This window comes from Paenibacillus dendrobii (assembly GCF_009807035.1).
GTDB lineage: Bacteria > Bacillota > Bacilli > Paenibacillales > Paenibacillaceae > Paenibacillus_AQ > Paenibacillus_AQ dendrobii.
In genome coordinates this window covers 2,298,726-2,316,215 of the sequence record NZ_WUBI01000001.1, presented here as the reverse complement: position 1 = coordinate 2,316,215, position 17,490 = coordinate 2,298,726, and the positions used below count along the sequence as shown (strand labels likewise).

12 protein-coding genes and 1 pseudogene are annotated in these 17,490 nt (G+C 48.4%); all 13 read left to right on the top strand.

Annotated elements, in window-relative coordinates:
- Positions 1-30: 30 nt before the first annotated feature.
- Positions 31-282: pseudogene (locus GRF59_RS30265) on the top strand (beta-galactosidase trimerization domain-containing protein); the annotation flags it as partial.
- Positions 283-561: 279 nt separating this feature from the next.
- Entirely contained in the window at positions 562-1,749 is a 1,188-nt protein-coding gene (locus GRF59_RS10075; protein WP_237391702.1) for a metallophosphoesterase family protein, read from the top strand.
- Between the two features lie 506 nt (positions 1,750-2,255).
- Positions 2,256-3,191: an ABC transporter permease gene (locus GRF59_RS10070; protein WP_160497436.1), complete on the top strand. Its 936-nt coding sequence runs from the start codon at positions 2,256-2,258 to the stop codon at positions 3,189-3,191.
- 22 nt (positions 3,192-3,213) lie between these two features.
- Positions 3,214-4,110: a carbohydrate ABC transporter permease gene (locus tag GRF59_RS10065; RefSeq protein ID WP_237391701.1), complete on the top strand. Its 897-nt coding sequence runs from the start codon at positions 3,214-3,216 to the stop codon at positions 4,108-4,110.
- Positions 4,111-4,201: 91 nt separating this feature from the next.
- Positions 4,202-5,779 carry an extracellular solute-binding protein gene (locus tag GRF59_RS10060; protein ID WP_160497434.1) on the top strand — a complete coding sequence of 526 codons (1,578 nt, stop codon included), beginning with the start codon at positions 4,202-4,204 and terminating at the stop codon, positions 5,777-5,779.
- A gap of 78 nt (positions 5,780-5,857) precedes the next feature.
- Positions 5,858-7,618 (top strand): histidine kinase, encoded by a 1,761-nt coding sequence (locus GRF59_RS30125; protein WP_160497433.1) that lies wholly within the window; start codon positions 5,858-5,860, stop codon positions 7,616-7,618.
- Positions 7,612-9,204 carry a response regulator gene (locus tag GRF59_RS10050; protein WP_160497432.1) on the top strand — a complete coding sequence of 531 codons (1,593 nt, stop codon included), beginning with the start codon at positions 7,612-7,614 and terminating at the stop codon, positions 9,202-9,204. Before GRF59_RS30125 ends, GRF59_RS10050 begins: the two co-directional genes overlap by 7 nt.
- Before the next feature lie 211 nt (positions 9,205-9,415).
- A complete protein-coding gene (locus GRF59_RS10045) occupies positions 9,416-11,221 on the top strand; it encodes a sensor histidine kinase (protein ID WP_160497431.1) in 1,806 nt (601 codons plus the stop codon).
- Positions 11,214-12,815 carry a response regulator transcription factor gene (locus GRF59_RS10040; protein WP_160497430.1) on the top strand — a complete coding sequence of 534 codons (1,602 nt, stop codon included), beginning with the start codon at positions 11,214-11,216 and terminating at the stop codon, positions 12,813-12,815. Before GRF59_RS10045 ends, GRF59_RS10040 begins: the two co-directional genes overlap by 8 nt.
- A gap of 291 nt (positions 12,816-13,106) precedes the next feature.
- On the top strand, positions 13,107-14,456 hold the full coding sequence (locus tag GRF59_RS10035; RefSeq protein WP_160497429.1) for an extracellular solute-binding protein: 1,350 nt from the start codon (positions 13,107-13,109) through the stop codon (positions 14,454-14,456).
- 72 nt (positions 14,457-14,528) lie between these two features.
- Entirely contained in the window at positions 14,529-15,458 is a 930-nt protein-coding gene (locus GRF59_RS10030; RefSeq protein WP_160497428.1) for a carbohydrate ABC transporter permease, read from the top strand.
- A complete protein-coding gene (locus tag GRF59_RS10025; RefSeq protein WP_160497427.1) occupies positions 15,443-16,264 on the top strand; it encodes a carbohydrate ABC transporter permease in 822 nt (273 codons plus the stop codon). The genes GRF59_RS10030 and GRF59_RS10025 overlap by 16 nt, the downstream gene beginning before the upstream one ends.
- 212 nt (positions 16,265-16,476) lie before the next feature.
- Positions 16,477-17,469 (top strand): peptidylprolyl isomerase, encoded by a 993-nt coding sequence (locus GRF59_RS10020; RefSeq protein ID WP_160497426.1) that lies wholly within the window; start codon positions 16,477-16,479, stop codon positions 17,467-17,469.
- Positions 17,470-17,490: the final 21 nt, after the last annotated feature.

Genomic DNA, 17,490 nt, shown 5'->3' with positions numbered 1-17,490 from the left:
TCGTTATAACTTGACTTATATAAAAAAGGAGCAGTCTATGACCTGAATATCGGGATGGACGTTATTAGTCCATTGAGTGATTTTTCACATTGTGATATCATCGTCGCTCCTGTCATGTACATGCTGAAGCCTGGTGTGGCTCATCGAATCGAGCGCTTTGTCGAGCAGGGTGGTTCATTCGTTACGACGTTCTTTAGCGGCATCGTGGACGAAAATGATCTGGTCACGTTAGGGGGATATCCCGGGGAAATAAGAAAATTGCTTGGGATCTGGGTGGAGGAAACCAGCGATCCTGAGGACCGGTTCTTGAGAGAGCTGTGTATGGTTCTGCTAGATCATCATTCGATCCAGGCTCCAATAGAAGCGGAAGCTGGCGTAGAGACATATGCAGCCCGTTTCTTTATTGATAATGTGATAACAGAACCTTGCCTCTGAAGGCGAGGTTCTGTTGCTCTATTTTACGATAAACGCAATGATAAGAAACATAGGCAGCAAATATCAATCGTCGTCGAAAGGAGAATGATAATGGAGAATCAGAACTTTCCGGGGGGAGCGGGACGAATGAAGCCAAATATTAGTTTTCATGTTATCTCTGACACACATGTTGATGAAGATCCAAAACACGCCTATTCTCTGAATTTCGATCAAGCGCTCAAGGATATGAAGAAGACAGCACCGGACTGTGACGGCATAATGCATGTTGGTGACGTGACCGATAGCGGTTATCCGGGACAGTTCCAGACGATGACGGAGATTTGGAACCGGAACAAGACGGGCCTTGCACCGATGTATTTTACGACGGGGAATCATGACGTTCGTTGGGCCGATTTCGAGGAACGCATGGCGAGCTTTAGGGCAGCGACGGGAATTGATCGGCTGTACTACGATATTTGGATTAAAGGCTATCATTTTATTTTCCTCGGAACCGAGAAGCCGTTAAAGGATTGCGCATATCTGTCGGAAGAGCAGCTTGCATGGTTCGAGCGTAAGATGGCGGAAAATGCAGAAGCAGTCAAGCCGATATTTATCTTCGTGCATGAGCCGATGAAGAATACGGTTGCGGGGTCGCAGACTCGATTTGGATGGCATGGGATTAGACAAGATCGGGAATTGAAGATGATTCTATCGAAGTATCCGCAATCGGTCGTGTTCTCGGGACACACCCATTGGGAGCTTGGTGCCCTGGATACAATGTACAACGCCAAATATGCGACTTTGTTCAACGTGCCTTCAACTGCTTATTTGTGGACGGATGAGGATGAGCTGAAGAAAGGATCACAGGGATATTTTGTGGAAGTCTATGACGACAAAGTATTCGTCCGGGGCAGAGATTTTGCGGAAGGCTCATGGGTTTGCGACGCGCAGTACATTGTTTCATTACCTGCCTATATTCCTGTTGTGGATCCCGTTATGGACCCTGACATGACGCTTAGCAATCCGTCGATGCAATTAGATAAGCAAAGCTATATCACAGGAGAGTCGATTCAAGTCACGTATACGGGAGCTCTGAATCATGATGCTGTAGGAATATTCCAGAGAGGTGCCGTGCCGAATGAGGTTCAGAAGGTTGATCCGAAGGTGTTCATGCTTACCAATGAGGTTCAACAGCCCAATGGGAAAATAGTGTTCAAGGATATGGATCTACCACCTGGCGATTATGACATGATTTATTTGGGCGAGACTCTGCATGTTGAATTAACCCGGTTGCCGTTCAAGGTAGAATCTAAAGCATCCTTTCAGTCAAGATGATGATGGCGGAGTAGCGAGTTCAATAAATCTTTCATTATAAAGCGAGGGATATAAAATATTTAGCAAGAGGGAGAAAATAATTATGAGAACATCGATCCCCCTAGGCTTCATAATGTAAGAGACCCGCCTAACCTAAGGATTTCCGAGTATTAGACGGGTTTTTATGCGGAAATTGCTTATGGACTTCCCAAAACATCGTGAGGAGATGCTTCACGATTTGTTTACATTTCTGCTATGTTATTTAAGACATTAGCCACCTCTTAACAGCTCTTTGAAGAGCTGTTTTTTTGTTTTTTAGCATGCGAATATCACCCGGGAAAATCCAGTTCGGATGCATGCCGGTTTTTAAAGCCTACGGCAGAGGCACTGACAATCCTGATAAGTTATTCTAACTTTCTTTAGTTACGATGGCTAAATTCGACAAAGACCTAAAGACGCTGTGGTTGTATACGCTTTCACTCATTTTTACAATGGATATATCGAAGAGAAAGGTGTGAGCAAACTTCATGAGTTTATCAACTTCGCCGCGAACGAGTACCAAGCTTTTCACCAAGCTAAGGTCGCAATATCAACTCCTGATCATGTCTGTGCCTTTTGTGGTCTTGCTAATTATTTTTTCTTATATCCCGTTATGGGGTTGGCTGATGGCTTTTCAGAAATATTCTCCCGGCAAAGGGATCTGGAAGAGCCCCTGGGTCGGTTTCGATAACTTTGTCACCTTGTTTCACGATGAGCGGTTTTTCCTCGTATTACGAAATACGCTTGTCATGAGCGGATTAAGCCTGGTCACGGGGTTTGTCGGAGCGATCCTGCTTGCCTTGCTGCTGAATGAGGTACGGCATTCCTTCTTCAAGCGCACCATTCAGACAGTCACGTATATTCCACACTTTGTTTCGATGGTTGTCATCGCGAATATCGTGCTAACGTTTCTGGCGCCGGAAGGCATTATCAATGCGCTGCTCCTCAAGCTGGGCATTTTGAACGAATCCGTCTTCATCATGGGGAAAGGCGAACTGTTCTGGTTCATCAATACGTTGGTTGGCCTGTGGAAAGAGCTTGGATGGAGCACCATTATCTATCTGGCTGTCTTGGCAGGAATTAACCCGGATCTCTATGAAGCTGCCGACGTGGATGGAGCCGGACGATTCCAGAAAATGTGGAACATCTCCATTCCGAGTCTGATGCCAACGGCGATTATTCTATTGATTTTGTCGATGGGCAATATCATCAATATCGGTTACGAGTCGCAGTTCCTCCTGGGAAATCCGCTTAACTTGGATTATTCGGAAGTCCTGGATTTGTACGCCTTGAATCTGTCGTTCGGTTCCGGTGAATATTCGGTTGGGGTTGCGCTAGGCATTTTCAAATCAATCGTCAGTTTGCTGATAGTGATCACGGTCAATTTCATCGCCAAGAAATCGAGCGGTATTCGCTTATTCTAATGTCATGAAGGGGGAGGCTGCATTGAAGATTCGACTTCGGTTTCGGGATATTAGCTTTGATATCGTCAACTACGTCTTACTCGCGTTACTGGGCTTTATTACCTTGTATCCTTTTATTAATCTGCTGGCTGTATCCTTGAACGATCCGCTGGATACGGTTCGGGGTCAGGTGTACTTTTTTCCTAATAAATTCACGCTCGACAATTTTAAAATCGTCTTTGATGACAGCGCCTTGTACATGGCTGGCCTGCGGTCGATCCTGCGAACCGTCGTGGGAACATTCCTGTCGGTCATCTGTACGATGATGCTGGCTTACACATTGACCAGAAAAGATTTCATCTTGCGTAAATCGATCAACCTCATCATGATTGTCAGCATGTATGTTACCGGCGGTATCATCCCTTCCTATCTGCTGATTAAGGGATTGGGACTCACGAATTCCTTCTGGGTGTATATTTTGCCGGGATTGATCGGCGTATTTAACGTCATCATCATGCGGACGGCGATGGAAGGCTTGCCGGAGGGATTGATCGAATCCGCAAGGATCGAAGGAGCGAATGATTTTCAGGTTTTATTCCGGATAATCCTGCCGATCAGTTTACCCGTGCTGGCTACGGTCACGTTGTTTAATTCCGTCGGCCACTGGAACTCATGGTTTGACAACTATTTGTACAATACCCGGGATAATCTTAATCTGTTACAATACGAGCTTATGAAAATATTGCTGCAATCGACAAGCCAGATGGTGAACAATGCATCTTCTACCGGCTATGTCGACAGCGATGCGGTGAAGAATGTCACGCCGGAAGCCATCCGCGCTACCATGACGGTTATCGTGACATTTCCGATTCTTCTCGTATATCCGTTTCTGCAAAAATACTTTATCAAAGGCGCCTTGATCGGCGCGGTCAAGGAATAGTTATCTCGGATGCATAAGCTCCGTTGATATACAAAACACAAGGGGGATTGACATGAAGAAGGCAGGGTTAATCGTTAGTTGTTTGGTGCTTATGACAGCCATATTAGCGGCCTGTGGCAAGTCAGGAGATACATCAAGTGGAGATTCCAATGCTCCGGTTACGTACACGATGAGCACGACGGACACGAAGTTAAAGTGGGGGACGGCGGTCGACAAGGCGATTACGGAAAAAACGGGCGTTTCCATAGATTATACTCCGATTGTGGGCGATGAGGGACAGAAGAACGACCTGTGGCTGGCGTCCGGAGACTATCCCGACATGATGACGCTGTCCCCGAATATGACGGGTAAGTATCGGGATGCCGATGCGATCGTTCCGCTGGAGGATCTTATCGACAAGTACGGACCCAATATTAAAAAGAGATTCGGCAAATACCTTGATCTGCTGAAAGATCCGGATGGCCATATTTATTCCATTTACGGCATTAATCTGGCGCAGGAGGCGCCTGCGAATGCAGCGGCATCGTTCATTATCCAATACGACGTGCTGAAAGAAGCAGATTATCCGGAGATTAAGACGCTGGATCAACTATTCGATATTCTGAAATCGTATTACGCGAAGCATCCGACCATCGACGGTCAGCCGATGATTCCTTTCTCTGGTTATTGGGGAGGCCTAACGTTCACTAACCCGGTCATTGCAGCCGCAGGCTTGCCGGATCAAGGCTTTAGCATTCTCGATGAGAACAACAATGTGCGATTTGGTTTGACGGAACCTTTTGCCAAAGAATATTATAAGTTCTTGAACAAACTTCAAAATGCAGGCATGCTGGATAAGAATATCTTCGGCAAAGGGGAAGAAAACCTGGCGAAAATCGCCCAAGGCAGGGTGCTGGCGGAGTTCATGCCGGGCTGGCTGCTGAGTACCCCTGAGAAATCTCTTGTCGCTTCGGGACTCACAGAACGCCAATACGCCAAAATACCGCTCTTCGTTGATGAAAACACGGTGGATCAATCCTTCGTCGTGCCGATCACAAACTCCAGTTCCAACTGGGTGATTACGAGTAACGCGAAGCATCCGGAACGAATCATCAAGATGATCGACTACCTGTTTTCAGATGAGGGCCAGGTTCTGATCAACTGGGGCGTAGAAGGCCTTCAATATGAGGTGAAGGACGGAAAACGGGTTCAAAAACAGGATTATACCGATCAGCTCAAAAAGAATCCTGATATCGTATACAGCGACGGTCCGTCAGGTCCGATTACGAATCTTACCATCGGGGACGGAGCCTTGTTGGACGATGGCGATTACGCCACGCCGAACACCAAGGAATCGGTCATCAAGAATTATGACGATGCGACGAAAGAAGTGTTATCCAAATACGGCAAGGAAACATGGGCCGATTTCCTGCCGAAGCCGACCCACGTCCCTTCAATGCTGTGGCAATTGTCAGAGCCGGAGGAAAGCAAGGCCGTCTTCAGAAAGCTTGAAGAGGCGCTCAATAAAGAAGTTCCAAAGATAATTCTAGCGAAATCAGATGCCGAATTTGAAACTGCATGGGGCAATTTCGTGGATCAGATTAATAAGGCAGGCCGTGAAAAGTATGAGGCAGCATGGACCAAAACCTGGAATGACTTCCTCAAACGTTATAATGATGCCGTGAAATAATGACCATACCGGACATTCCAAGCGGAGTGTCCGGTGTTGTCGCTTCTGCCGGCTTAGCCCGAGTTGAGGTGGATTAACGTGAACTTTCGAATGAAAATATTTATTGCCATGGCGGCCGTATCCGTTGTGCTTCTGTCGCTGCTTACTTGGTACATGAGCGAGTACAGCAGCAACATCATTCTGGACAAAGCCAAAGAAGATGCGGGATATTCGATTTCGCAGCTATCTCAGAACGTCGATAGTTTGCTTCAAAGCTATGAGCAGATCGTGGATTCTTTGTATGTCAGCACCGAAATGCAGCGCATGCTTCTGACTAATTATCATTCTTTTGATGACGTGCAAAGCGTGTATCTGAATTATATTAAACCTTATGAACAATGGATTACGACATCAAGAGAATTGCTGCAATTTTCGCTATATACCGAAAACCCTACCTTTCAATACGCCCAGGTTCATTATATCGACGATGAAGTCAAGCAGTCGGTCTGGTACCGGAGTTTGCAGGGCCATGACAAGACCTTGGTGAAAACATGGACCGTATCCGAGGAATACGCGGTGCTGCGCAAAGGGACGATCCGGCTGTCGCAAAAAGTCCACAACCCGGCAACCGATCGGGACATGTATACGATTATTGACATCGAGGACCGGCTCATCCATAACCTGATCTCAAGGGAAAACGAGTCCCAGCGGTATATCATTGCTTTGCCGGATCATTCGATCGTTGAAGGGAAGCAGCGCGGGATCACACGTACGGATGAGCTTTCTTTTTATAACATCGTGTCCGGGCATGACGAGTATTCCGATGTCTATGTAGAGGACGGCAAGAAATACTTGCTGACCGTTAAGACCTTAAATTCCAGAAGCAGCGTGCGCGGATTGAAGGTCATTCAGATGATGCCGATCGACGAGCTGCTCATCAAGGTCAATCAGATGAAGAATGTTGCGCTGATTTTGCTGCTGGTATCCGGTTCCGTCTCGATTCTGGCGAGTTATTTCATTTCGCGCCGGATGACAAAACGATTGATGCAATTCGCCCGGCAGATCAAAACGATCGATATCGAGAAGCTGGCAACAACGGTGGAAATCCGCGGAAATGACGAAATCGGCCAGCTGAGCCACCACTTTCAGCAGATGATGCATCGGATCAATCAATTGGTCAAAGAGGTGTACCAAGCGGATATTTTGAGAAAAGAGATCGAGCTGTATGCGCTTCAGACCCAAATCAATCCGCATTATTTATTCAACACGTTAAATGCGATCAGGGGCAGCCTCCTGGAAAAGGGAGACCGGGAAAACGCGGAGATTATTAAGCTGCTGGCGTTATCGTTCCGCAAAGTACTGAATAAGCCGGCCAAATCGCATGCATTGGCGGAGGAATTGGAGATTGTCGAGACGTTTCTGAAGATACAGGTATTTCGCTTTGAAAGACGGCTCCGATACCGCATCGACATACCCGAAAGCTTATTGCAAATGGAGGTCCCGCGGTTATGCCTGCAAACACTGGTGGAGAACACGATCGTGCATGTGCTGGAGCAATCCCTTGGAACGACGGAGGTATCCATTACGACCAACCAATCCCAACATGATATTCAGATTACCGTCATGGACAATGGTCCCGGGCTGTCTCCTGATCAGGTCCGTGACATTGTGGTTCAATTCCATGAGGATTCCGATTTGGCCAGAGAGAAGCATGTTGGACTCCGCAATATCCACCAGCGGCTGCAAAAAATGTACGGCGAACCTTACGGTCTGCAGTTCGTAAGCATCGAAGGCCAGGGTACGCTTGTCTCCATCCTACTGCCTGCATATTTACCGAAAGGGGGACAAACGCCATGTTGAAAGTTTTGCTGGTAGACGATGAGCCGGGCGCAATCAAGACATTCAAATACTTGCTCGACTGGAACGAATACGGTTTTCAAGTGGCAGGCGAAGCGGCGAACGGGCATGAGGCGCTAAGCATGCTGGATCATCATCATTACGACGTGATGTTCACGGATATCCGCATGCCGGGAATCAGCGGCCTGGATCTGATTTCTGCCGTGAGATCGCGTTCGGATATTCCGATCATCGCCGTAAGCGGATTCGATGAATTTGCTTACGTGAAGCAATGTTTGAAGTACGGGGTGAAGGATTATTTGCTGAAACCCGTGAACGAGGAGGATGTCATCCGTTTATTGTCCAACATTGCCGAAGAACTTCAATTTCGCGATAAATTAGAGAGAAGGATGCAATTGGGCATATCGGCGCTCAAAGATCAAACCTTTAATTTTTGGGTGCAAGGCCGGCTGCAGGACGAACAGGTCGTAGAGCATCTTCGCATGCTGAATATCGAACTGGGAGAGCATGATTCTTACTGCTGCATGCTTGTCGAGATGGACTTCCATGAACACGCCGATGCCCAGATGGTCGATCAGGATATCGAGACCACCCGATTTGCCGTGCGGAATATCATTGAGGAAATACTGGATTGTCACGGCGTTCTCTTTGAAATATCGAGAGAGCGATACGGAATTCTGATGTACCGCGATCCCGTGCTTTTGGACTCCAAACGATGCGTACGGATAGCGACCGAGATCCAGGAATGCGTCCTGCGGTTTGCGAAAATTTCGATCACGATTGGAATCGGGCCGGTGGTGCTAGCCATCATGGAAGTGGAAAGTTCTTTTTATTCGGCACAATTGGCGCTGGATCGCAAGTTTTTGCTGGGTACTCCTTCGATTATTTGCGGCACCGTAGCGCCTGCCGATTTGAATACGCGCGAAATCATGAATATCCGCAATACGAAGCGGCAATTCGAGGACATGATCAGGCAGGGGGAGCTGCCGCAAATCGTTTCGCTGCTGGACTACCAAATGGAGTATTTTATTTCCCAATCAACTCCCAAATCGGTCGTCCAGGTCATGATTCTCGACCTGTTCTCCAGCATATACCGTTTGGAGCGCGAACGAGCGCGAACATTAGACGAGGCTTTGCGATTGCCACCGGATGAGTATGCCCGGATCTTTCGCGCCTCAACGATCCAGGAACTGTTCCAATATGCCAAGGAGAAATGCCTGGACATCATTAAACGAATAGAACAAAGCGAGGAGCCGCCCTCCTCGAATGCGATTGAGCAAGTTAAGCGAATCGCCAAGACGAATTACGCGAGTAACATCAGCCTCAAAAATATTGCGGAGCAAATCTTCATGAATCCGGTCTACCTCGGCCATTTATTCAAAACGATGGAAGGCGTCTCCTTCAACGATTATTTACTGAAGATACGGCTGGAGGAGGCGAAGCAGCAATTAATGTATTCGGATAAAAAAATATACCAGATTGCCAATGATGTCGGTTATCGCCATTTGGATTGGTTTTACCGGAAATTCAAGGAATATACCGGCGTGAGCGCAACCGAGTTCCGTTCCGCGCATGGGAAGCCAAAGTGACACGGAAGGCTTCGGCTGGTTGATAGTACTGCCTGGGCATCTGCTCTTGCATAAGCACAAAAGGGCTGCAGAATATGCGGTTTTTTTGTGCTTGATCCGATTGTTATTGCAACCGGACATGAGATCATTCTATTCTTAATAGAAATACGGGAAGCCTTAGCAACAAACAGAGCCTTGTGGGAGATCCGGAAGGAAGGTCAAGTTACATATGATGAAGAAAAGCATTAAACATAAAATGATTCTATCCTTTTTATTGGTACTATGTTTGCCTACGACGCTGATCAGCCTCATGTCATACCGGATATCAGTCCAACTGCTTGAAGAAAAAGTAAGCGATTCCTTTTTGGCCAATTTGACGTTTATCGGCGACAATATCGAAAAAGAGCTGGAGCAATGGGAGCAAATATCCAAATATATCAATGCCAATCCCGTCATTCGGAACGTGCTGATGCGCTCATACAGTAACGACTTGGATTTCTATTACGACATGAAAAAGGTAGATGAGCAGCTCGAAACCTACTCGATCAACACGAACATTTTTGCCTATGTCTCTTCCATGGTCATCGTCGGGAACAACGGAAGGAATCTGTTGTACGGCGAGGATGCCAACAGCCTGGACATCGAGCGGATCAAGCAGCAGGAGTGGTTCAGCGAAGTGAATCGCATGGACGGGAGGGTCATGTGGCTGGGAATTCACAAAAACATTGCCAACTACCGGGTGCAAAACGAAAGCGTTGTCGCTCTGGGCCGGGCCATTAAAGGGGAGAAGAACAACCAAATCATCGGCACACTGTATTTAACCTTCCGGGAATCGTATTTTACCGGCTTGCTTAAAAACATCGAGCTATCCGAGGGTGGCAGATTGTATATCGTCGATAACAGGGATCATGTCGTCTTCGATTCGGAAATGAAGCTGCTGAACGAGACCTTTCCGGGGATGAATCCGATAAAGGATGACCGGGGCAAGGGATATTTTCTGACGAAAGGTCCGGACGGAAAGCAGATGCTGATGGCCCATGTGCCGATATCGAAGTATGACTGGAAGGTGGTCGAATCGGTTCCTTATGCATCGCTGACCAACGGAACGAATGAAATCTTCCGCAATACCGTGGCGATCTTTTTGATTTCGTTCGTCATGACGTCCGTCATCTGGTATTTCGTATCCTCCCATATCGTGCGCCCTATTCGGAAGCTGACCAACTCGATGAAACAAGTGCAGGAAGGCGACCTGTCGGTACGGGTGGACATCGAACGTCCGGATGAAGTCGGGATGATGAACAAGCACTTTAATTTCATGATTATGCGGATTCAGGAATTGTTCCGTTCGAATCTGGAGGAGCAGGAAAAGAAGAAAAATGCCGAGATCAGAGCGCTTCAGTCGCAAATTAATCCGCATTTCCTGTACAATACCCTAAATACGATCCGATGGATGGCCATCATCCAGAAATCCGACAACATCCGTGAAGTCGTGGAGGTGCTGGGCCGTCTGTTAAAAAACACGATGAAGCACGAGGGTCCTTTCGTCAGCGTGGAAGAAGAGCTGGCCAACCTAAAGGACTACGTCTATATCCAGAAGCTGCGCTATAGCCATAAATTCGATGTCAGGTATGAAGTCCATCCGGAAGTTCTTCCGCTGCCATGCGTGAAGTTTATCCTGCAGCCTCTCATCGAAAATGCCATTTTCCATGGAATTGAGCCGAAGGAGGAAGGCGGCGGAATCATTACCGTGTCGATCCGGCGCGCTGTAGACCATATCGTCATCAAGGTGCTGGACAACGGAGTAGGCATATCTAAGGATACCTTGAACGAGCTTGACCGGCGCATGGCCATATCCGGGAGGGATGGCGGCATCGGCATGTTCAATGTGATGGAAAGGCTGAGGCTGACTTACGGCAAGGCAAGCTCGTTTCGAATCCGCAGCGAGGAAAACAAGTTTACCGAAATCGAAATGATGTTTCCCACAGCCGCGGAAGGACAGAGAATCGGAGAAACAAGCGAGGAGATAAGTGATGTATAAAGTCATGATCGTGGATGACGAAATGCTGGCCAGAGTCGGGATCAAATCGTTGATTCCCTGGGAGGAGAACGGGTTCGTCGTCGTGAAAGAAGCGGAGAACGGAAAAAAGGCCTACGAATGGATTATGGAAAATTCCGTGGATATCGTAATTACGGACATTAAAATGCCAGTCATGAACGGCATCGAGCTGATCAGCCAAGTGGGGGAGCGAAAGCCGGACGTTAAGTTTCTTGTTCTAAGCTCCTTCGACGATTTCGAATATGTGCGTGAGGCGTTAAAAAGCGGGGCGGAGGATTATTTTATCAAGCTGCAGATGAATCCCGAGCAGCTGCTTGGACAGCTCGCCAAAGTGGCCGAAAAGCTGGAGAGCGAGCGGGAGCAAAAGCAGCAGACATCCCAAACCGGAACGGTCCGGAGCCAGGAGCTTGCGCTTGTCAGGGAAAAGCTGTTAAAAGATTTGATCTACGGATGGATTCACTCGGAATCGGAATACCGCCGGCGCATGAAAGAGGCGGAACTTGAGTTTCCTGACGGGCAGGTCGTTTCCATCGTGTTTCAAACGGGCGGGATGGAGATTTATGAACGATACCGCGATGATGAAATCCATCTGCTGAATTATGCCATTGTTAACATTTTGAATGAAATGACCCATGACCAGCAGGCTTACCCGGTATCGGTTCATCCGAAGGAATTCGTGATCCTGTCTTATTGCCGTCCGGGGCTCGATTACGCCATGTCTCTGGAACAAGCCGGACACCTGGCGGATTCTATCAAGGCGGCTCTTAAGCAATATCTGAACTTTACGGTTTCCATGGCGATCAGCGAGCCGGTGCCCTCTTTGCTGGAAGCGAAGCAAAGCTACCGGCAGGCGATGGAGGCGCTTGGACTCAGCTACGCTTTTCCCGGAGGAAGCACGATCTATTACAGGGAAATCAAAACACTTGGCGGCAGCACCGAAGCTGCTGATATCGCCAAGGAAATGAGAAAGCTGGAGCATTTTCTGAATAGATACGAGGACAATCAAGTGTACAGGACGCTGGGCAGCATCCGGCAATTGCTGATGAACCTGCACGGCCATTCGCTCGATACGTTCAAAATGTACAGCGCGCCGGTTGCCTATCTGCTATCCTCCAGCCGGGGAGGCGATGATTCCGGGTGGATGGACCAGCAGCTGAAGCAGATGGACAAGTGGACCGTGAAGAGCGACGTGATTCAGTGGCTGGAACAGGTACAGGAGGAATGGATGGACGGCATGAGCGAGGATACGGATTCCTCGCGGCTCATTCTTTCGGCCAAGCGGTATATCCGGAAAAACTATGCGAGCAGCCTGACCCTGGAAGCGGTGGCGGAATACTTGCAGCTGTCGCCTTCCTATTTCAGCAATTTGTTCAAGAAAGAAACGGGACAGAATTTCATCGATTATGCAACGAATCTCCGGATCGAGCAATCCAAAATTCTGCTGCGCACGACGGAAATGAAAGTTTACGAGATTGGTCGTACTGTCGGGTACGAAAATGAGCACTATTTCAGCCGGGTATTTAAAAAGGTCGTCGGGTGCTCACCGCTTCATTATAAATCGGATAACACGTTATAGCATGTATTCACAGACATGTATGCCAGTCGTAACTATCCTGCCAGCTTGGCAGACAGACGTAACCGGAAAAACCGGTTGCGTATTTTTTTGCCCAAAAGAGCCAGGAGAACCTATAATCCGGAAATTGTGCATCATTTCTTTAAATCGTGCAAGGCGTTCGTCTGTCCAGCGACAGAAAAAAATGATCACTCTCAAATTAAGATATTAGATCTTTAAGATGTGCATGTAAAACAGGCGGAGTCAGACTCTATAATGGAAATGCAAAGTGATTTTGATAGCGGAGGGGTTAAGGTGACAATACAAACAAAAAAGTACACCATCGTTCTATTGATGATGATGATGCTCCTTAGCGCATGCGGAAGCAAGTCTGATTCCGGCGATGGGAAAACGGATGAAGCTCAAAATAACGGCAGCGCGTCCAAAGAAAGAGTCGTTACGGTATATGAGGATGCCAAGCGTGCAGAGAGCGAAGAGATGAAAAAGAAGATCGCGGACTTCACGAAGGAGACCGGCATCAAAGTCGAATTGAATATCGTTCCTGGCGATGGCGTCGAAATTTACAAAAAAATCGACGTCGACATGATTTCCAACGAAAAAACGGATATCATTCGTTTGACCAATCCGATCCTGATCGATAAATACGGTTCGAACGGCTGGTTATACCCGCTGGATGAGCTGATGGCGAAGGAAAACTATGACGCCACGAAAATATACGGAAAGTATCTGCCGAAATTCCAGGACGGCAAGACCTACGTTCTCCCAGACCAGGCTGGTAAATGGGCCGTCTATTACAACAAGAAAATTTTCGATGATGCTGGCGTGCCTTACCCTTCGGGCGAGTGGACGTGGGATGATTACATCGAAACGGCTAAAAAACTGACGAACCCGGCTAAAGGCATTTACGGATCCTACATGCTGGACTATGACAACTACATGTACATGCTGGCCAGACAATATGACGTCAGCGGCTATAAAGAAGATGGCACGTCCAATTATGACGACCCTGCCTTCAAGAAGGCGCTGCAATTTTTCGGGGACCTCGGGACTGTTCAAAAGATTCAGCCAAGCTGGCTGGAGTTCAAATCCAAGAAGCTTTCCTGGGACGGCTTCATGTCCGGGGATTACGGTATGCATTTTATCGGCACGTGGTACACGAACCAGTTCAAGGACAAGACGACGTATCCGAGAGACTGGAAGGTCGGCATTACGCAGATTCCAGTCCCTGCGGATGGCAAAGGAAATAATAACTTCGGCATCGTGGCCGGATACGGCATCAACAAAAATGCTGCGCATCTGGATGATGCGTACACCTACGTCAAATGGATGGCCGAGAACAGCTACAAATATAATGGGAACCTGCCGGCCCGCGTGGATTTGAGCGATGAAGACATCAAGGCTCTCTTCCAGAAAACCTCGGATGACTTAAGCGGAGAAATTACGGTGGAAGAACTGGATAAAGCTTTGATCTCCAACAATCTCGGATTCGTGGACGAGAAAATTACCGGACCGGGATCGACCGAGTACAGCAATATCATTCTGCAGGAAGCGGAGCTGTATCTGGTCGGACAAAAATCGCTGGACGACACGATCAAATCGATAAAAGAGCGCGCTGACCGCGCGATTAAGGACGCCGCCCAATAAACCAACCCTATTTCGAAGGATTCCGAGCGGCAAGCACCGCCGGAATCCTTCTCAGCTTAAGGAGCCAAAACAATGAAAAGTCATGCAAAGGCATCGAGACGTGGTTTTTTCGCCGCCATTATCCAATGGGGATACCGTGAGAGAGGAGCCGCCTGGGTGTTCGTGCTTCCCTTTGTGATCGGTTTTCTCATTTTTAATATCATCCCGATGGCGTATTCAGTCTATATCAGCTTCATGGATTACAACTCCTTCAAAGCGCTGAACAGCATCAAGTTTATCGGATTCGATAACTATGTCCGGCTTTTCCATGATCCGATCGCGCTGAACGCGTTCGTTAAGAGCTTCATTTATACCGTGTTCTATGTGCCGGGCTTGATCCTGCTTTCCTTTCTGGTGGCCACGCTGCTCAATCGGGCGTTCGCGCTGCGGGCCCTGACCCGGACATTGATCCTGATGCCATATGTCGCCAACGTGGTGGCGGTGTCGATCGTCTGGTCGATTCTGCTCGATCCGTTCGGCGGGCCTGTGAATCAATTGCTCACGAAGCTGGGCATGGATCCACCGCTATGGTTAAGCGGCGTAAAGACGGCGCTTCCGACGATTGCGGGCATTAATGTATGGCAGAGTCTGGCCTTCCAGACGATCGTATTTCTGGCCGCCCTGCAGGGCGTGAACAAAGAGCTGTACGAGGCCGCCGATATCGACGGAGCCAGCCGCTGGAGAAGGCTCTGGTCCATTACGCTGCCGGTGATATCGCCTACGACCTTCTTTCTGGTCATTACGAGCATCATCGGATCGTTCCAAAACTACGCCTCTGTTCGGATGTTGACCAATGGTGGACCGGGTACGTCTTCGCGCGTGATCTCGCTGAATATTTATGAAGAAGCCTTCACCTTGAATCATTACAGTTACGCGTCGGCACAAGCGATTATCTTGTTCGCAATTGTTCTGGTCATCACGATTATTCAGTGGAAAGGACAAAAACGATGGGTACATTACTAAGAAAAGGCTTGTTCAACCTATTCATGCTGATTCTCGGCGTTATCATGGTCGTTCCCTTTGTGTTCATGATTTCAGCCTCGTTAAAAGCACCGGGGGAAGTGTTCGTCAACCCGATGCAGATCATTCCGGATAAAATCTACACACTCAATTACGAGACGATTTTTCATCACAAATATTATTTCCATTGGTATTGGAATTCGTTTAGTACGGTCGTCATGACGGTTCTGTTGCGGGGCCTGCTCGTAACCATGGCCGCGTATGCCTTTGCCAGGCTTTCGTTTCCGGGCAAAAACGCCATCTTCCTGTTCCTGCTGAGCGCCATGATGATTCCGCACGACACGACGATCGTGGCCAAATTCATGCTGTACAAATACATGGGCCTGATTAATACCCATTGGGTCATCATTCTTCCCGCAGCCTTTGACGTGTTCTTCATTTTCCTGCTGCGTCAATTTTTCATGGGCATTCCGAAGGATTTAACGGAATCCGCGCTCATTGACGGCGCTTCACATTTCGGAATCTACTTCAGAATTATTCTGCCGCTCGCGGTGCCTGCGCTGATTACGATGGGGCTCTTCACCTTCATATGGACCTGGAACGACTTTATCAGCCCGTTTATTTTCATTAATGACATTAATAAGCAATTGGTTACGGTAGGCCTGGAATACTTCCAGCTGGAAGCAGGTAAAAACTATGCGCTGCAAATGGCGGGAGCATGCCTGATTGTCGTTATTCCGATTACGATATTTGCTGTGTTGCAGAAGTATTTCGTGCAGGGCATCGCGATGTCGGGAATCAAGGGGTAAATTGAAGCGGAAGTTGCATTTTTTAGCTTCACGGGTAGGGAGAAGGGAATTGTGTTGAGTCTTTTATCAGACGGTCAAAGGCTTTCAATACGTTAACATAGGGGCACGGATCATACGATCCGTGCACATTCCTAGCTCCGGAAAACAGCCATACGTTATTTTTTTGAATCATAATGTAAGCGCTTCATATTAGAATGGCGAGGTGATTCGAGATGAGGAAAACGATGCTGCTGGCGATACCGATCCTGTTGTTCATCGGCTGCATGCTTGCGTTCATGGCTTACCTTGGGCCTGCGAAGGCTCCGGGGAAACAGGATTCCTCCGATATCGTCGCATACGTAAACGGGGATGCGGTGGAGCGGAGAGAGATGAACTTGATCGCGGAAAGATCCGGGCTTCCCCGCGCGAACGAGGATCAAGGCGGCCTGAATGACCCGCGAGCGCTTGAGCAGGCGGTAGAGGCCAAGGTCGCGCAGGAGGCAGCAGTGCAATTCGGAATCATTCAGGACAGCTCATTTTCAGCCTTTTTAAAGGAATTGAAGGTGGAGAACGAGCGAAGGACGGCGGCGCTAAACAACAATGAGCCCCTTTACGGACCGCAGCAGTATACGGAGAAGACCTACTACGACTACCGCTATGCCGTCATGATGACTGCACTCAAGGCAGCCTGGTCGGTTAAAGAGCTGCAAGCCAGCGAGCCTGTTCTCAAGGAGTATTATCAGCGGAACCGTGAAACGCTGGCCAAAAAGCATGACATGATCCAGATGTATGAATGGATTCAGCCAAAGCCGGAGCCTTACGATGCGGAAAAGCTGCAGCAGGCCAAGAAGGAAGTTGAGGCTCTGCGCCGCCAGTTGGAGGCTGGCAGCGATTTTTCCCTGATGTTTCGGCTACGCAGCGCTAAACCTGGCTTAACCGGGGTTCTGACCATAACGGAGGACAATTATAAGGAAATATCCAAATATCGCAGCGGCGATTATCAAGCCGCCATTGAACTTGCCGAGGGAGAGGTCAGCGGCGTGCTGGAGAACCGGGAGAGTTACTACTTGCTGATGGCCGTGGAGAGGCAGCCGGGCGGTTACCGGTCCTTTGGCGACATGCGAGAGGAGGTGGTCCGGCAATATGCCGATCGCTCTTTCGAGTCGTACCTGAAGCGGATGGCGGAAGAGGCGGAGGTCGTAATAACCGGAAAAAATTCAGGATAAGCGCATGAACCGATGAAACCA

Excerpts from the sequence above, each read along its gene's own strand:
- GRF59_RS10075 (WP_237391702.1), top strand. The coding sequence starts at position 562 with ATGAAGCCAAATATTAGTTTTCATGTTATCTCTGACACACATGTTGAT.
- GRF59_RS10070 (WP_160497436.1), top strand. The coding sequence starts at position 2,256 with ATGAGTTTATCAACTTCGCCGCGAACGAGTACCAAGCTTTTCACCAAG.
- GRF59_RS10060 (WP_160497434.1), top strand. The coding sequence starts at position 4,202 with ATGACAGCCATATTAGCGGCCTGTGGCAAGTCAGGAGATACATCAAGT.
- GRF59_RS10050 (WP_160497432.1), top strand. The coding sequence starts at position 7,612 with ATGTTGAAAGTTTTGCTGGTAGACGATGAGCCGGGCGCAATCAAGACA.
- GRF59_RS10045 (WP_160497431.1), top strand. The coding sequence starts at position 9,416 with ATGAAGAAAAGCATTAAACATAAAATGATTCTATCCTTTTTATTGGTA.
- GRF59_RS10040 (WP_160497430.1), top strand. The coding sequence starts at position 11,214 with ATGTATAAAGTCATGATCGTGGATGACGAAATGCTGGCCAGAGTCGGG.
- GRF59_RS10030 (WP_160497428.1), top strand. The coding sequence starts at position 14,529 with ATGAAAAGTCATGCAAAGGCATCGAGACGTGGTTTTTTCGCCGCCATT.
- GRF59_RS10025 (WP_160497427.1), top strand. The coding sequence starts at position 15,443 with ATGGGTACATTACTAAGAAAAGGCTTGTTCAACCTATTCATGCTGATT.
- GRF59_RS10020 (WP_160497426.1), top strand. The coding sequence starts at position 16,477 with ATGAGGAAAACGATGCTGCTGGCGATACCGATCCTGTTGTTCATCGGC.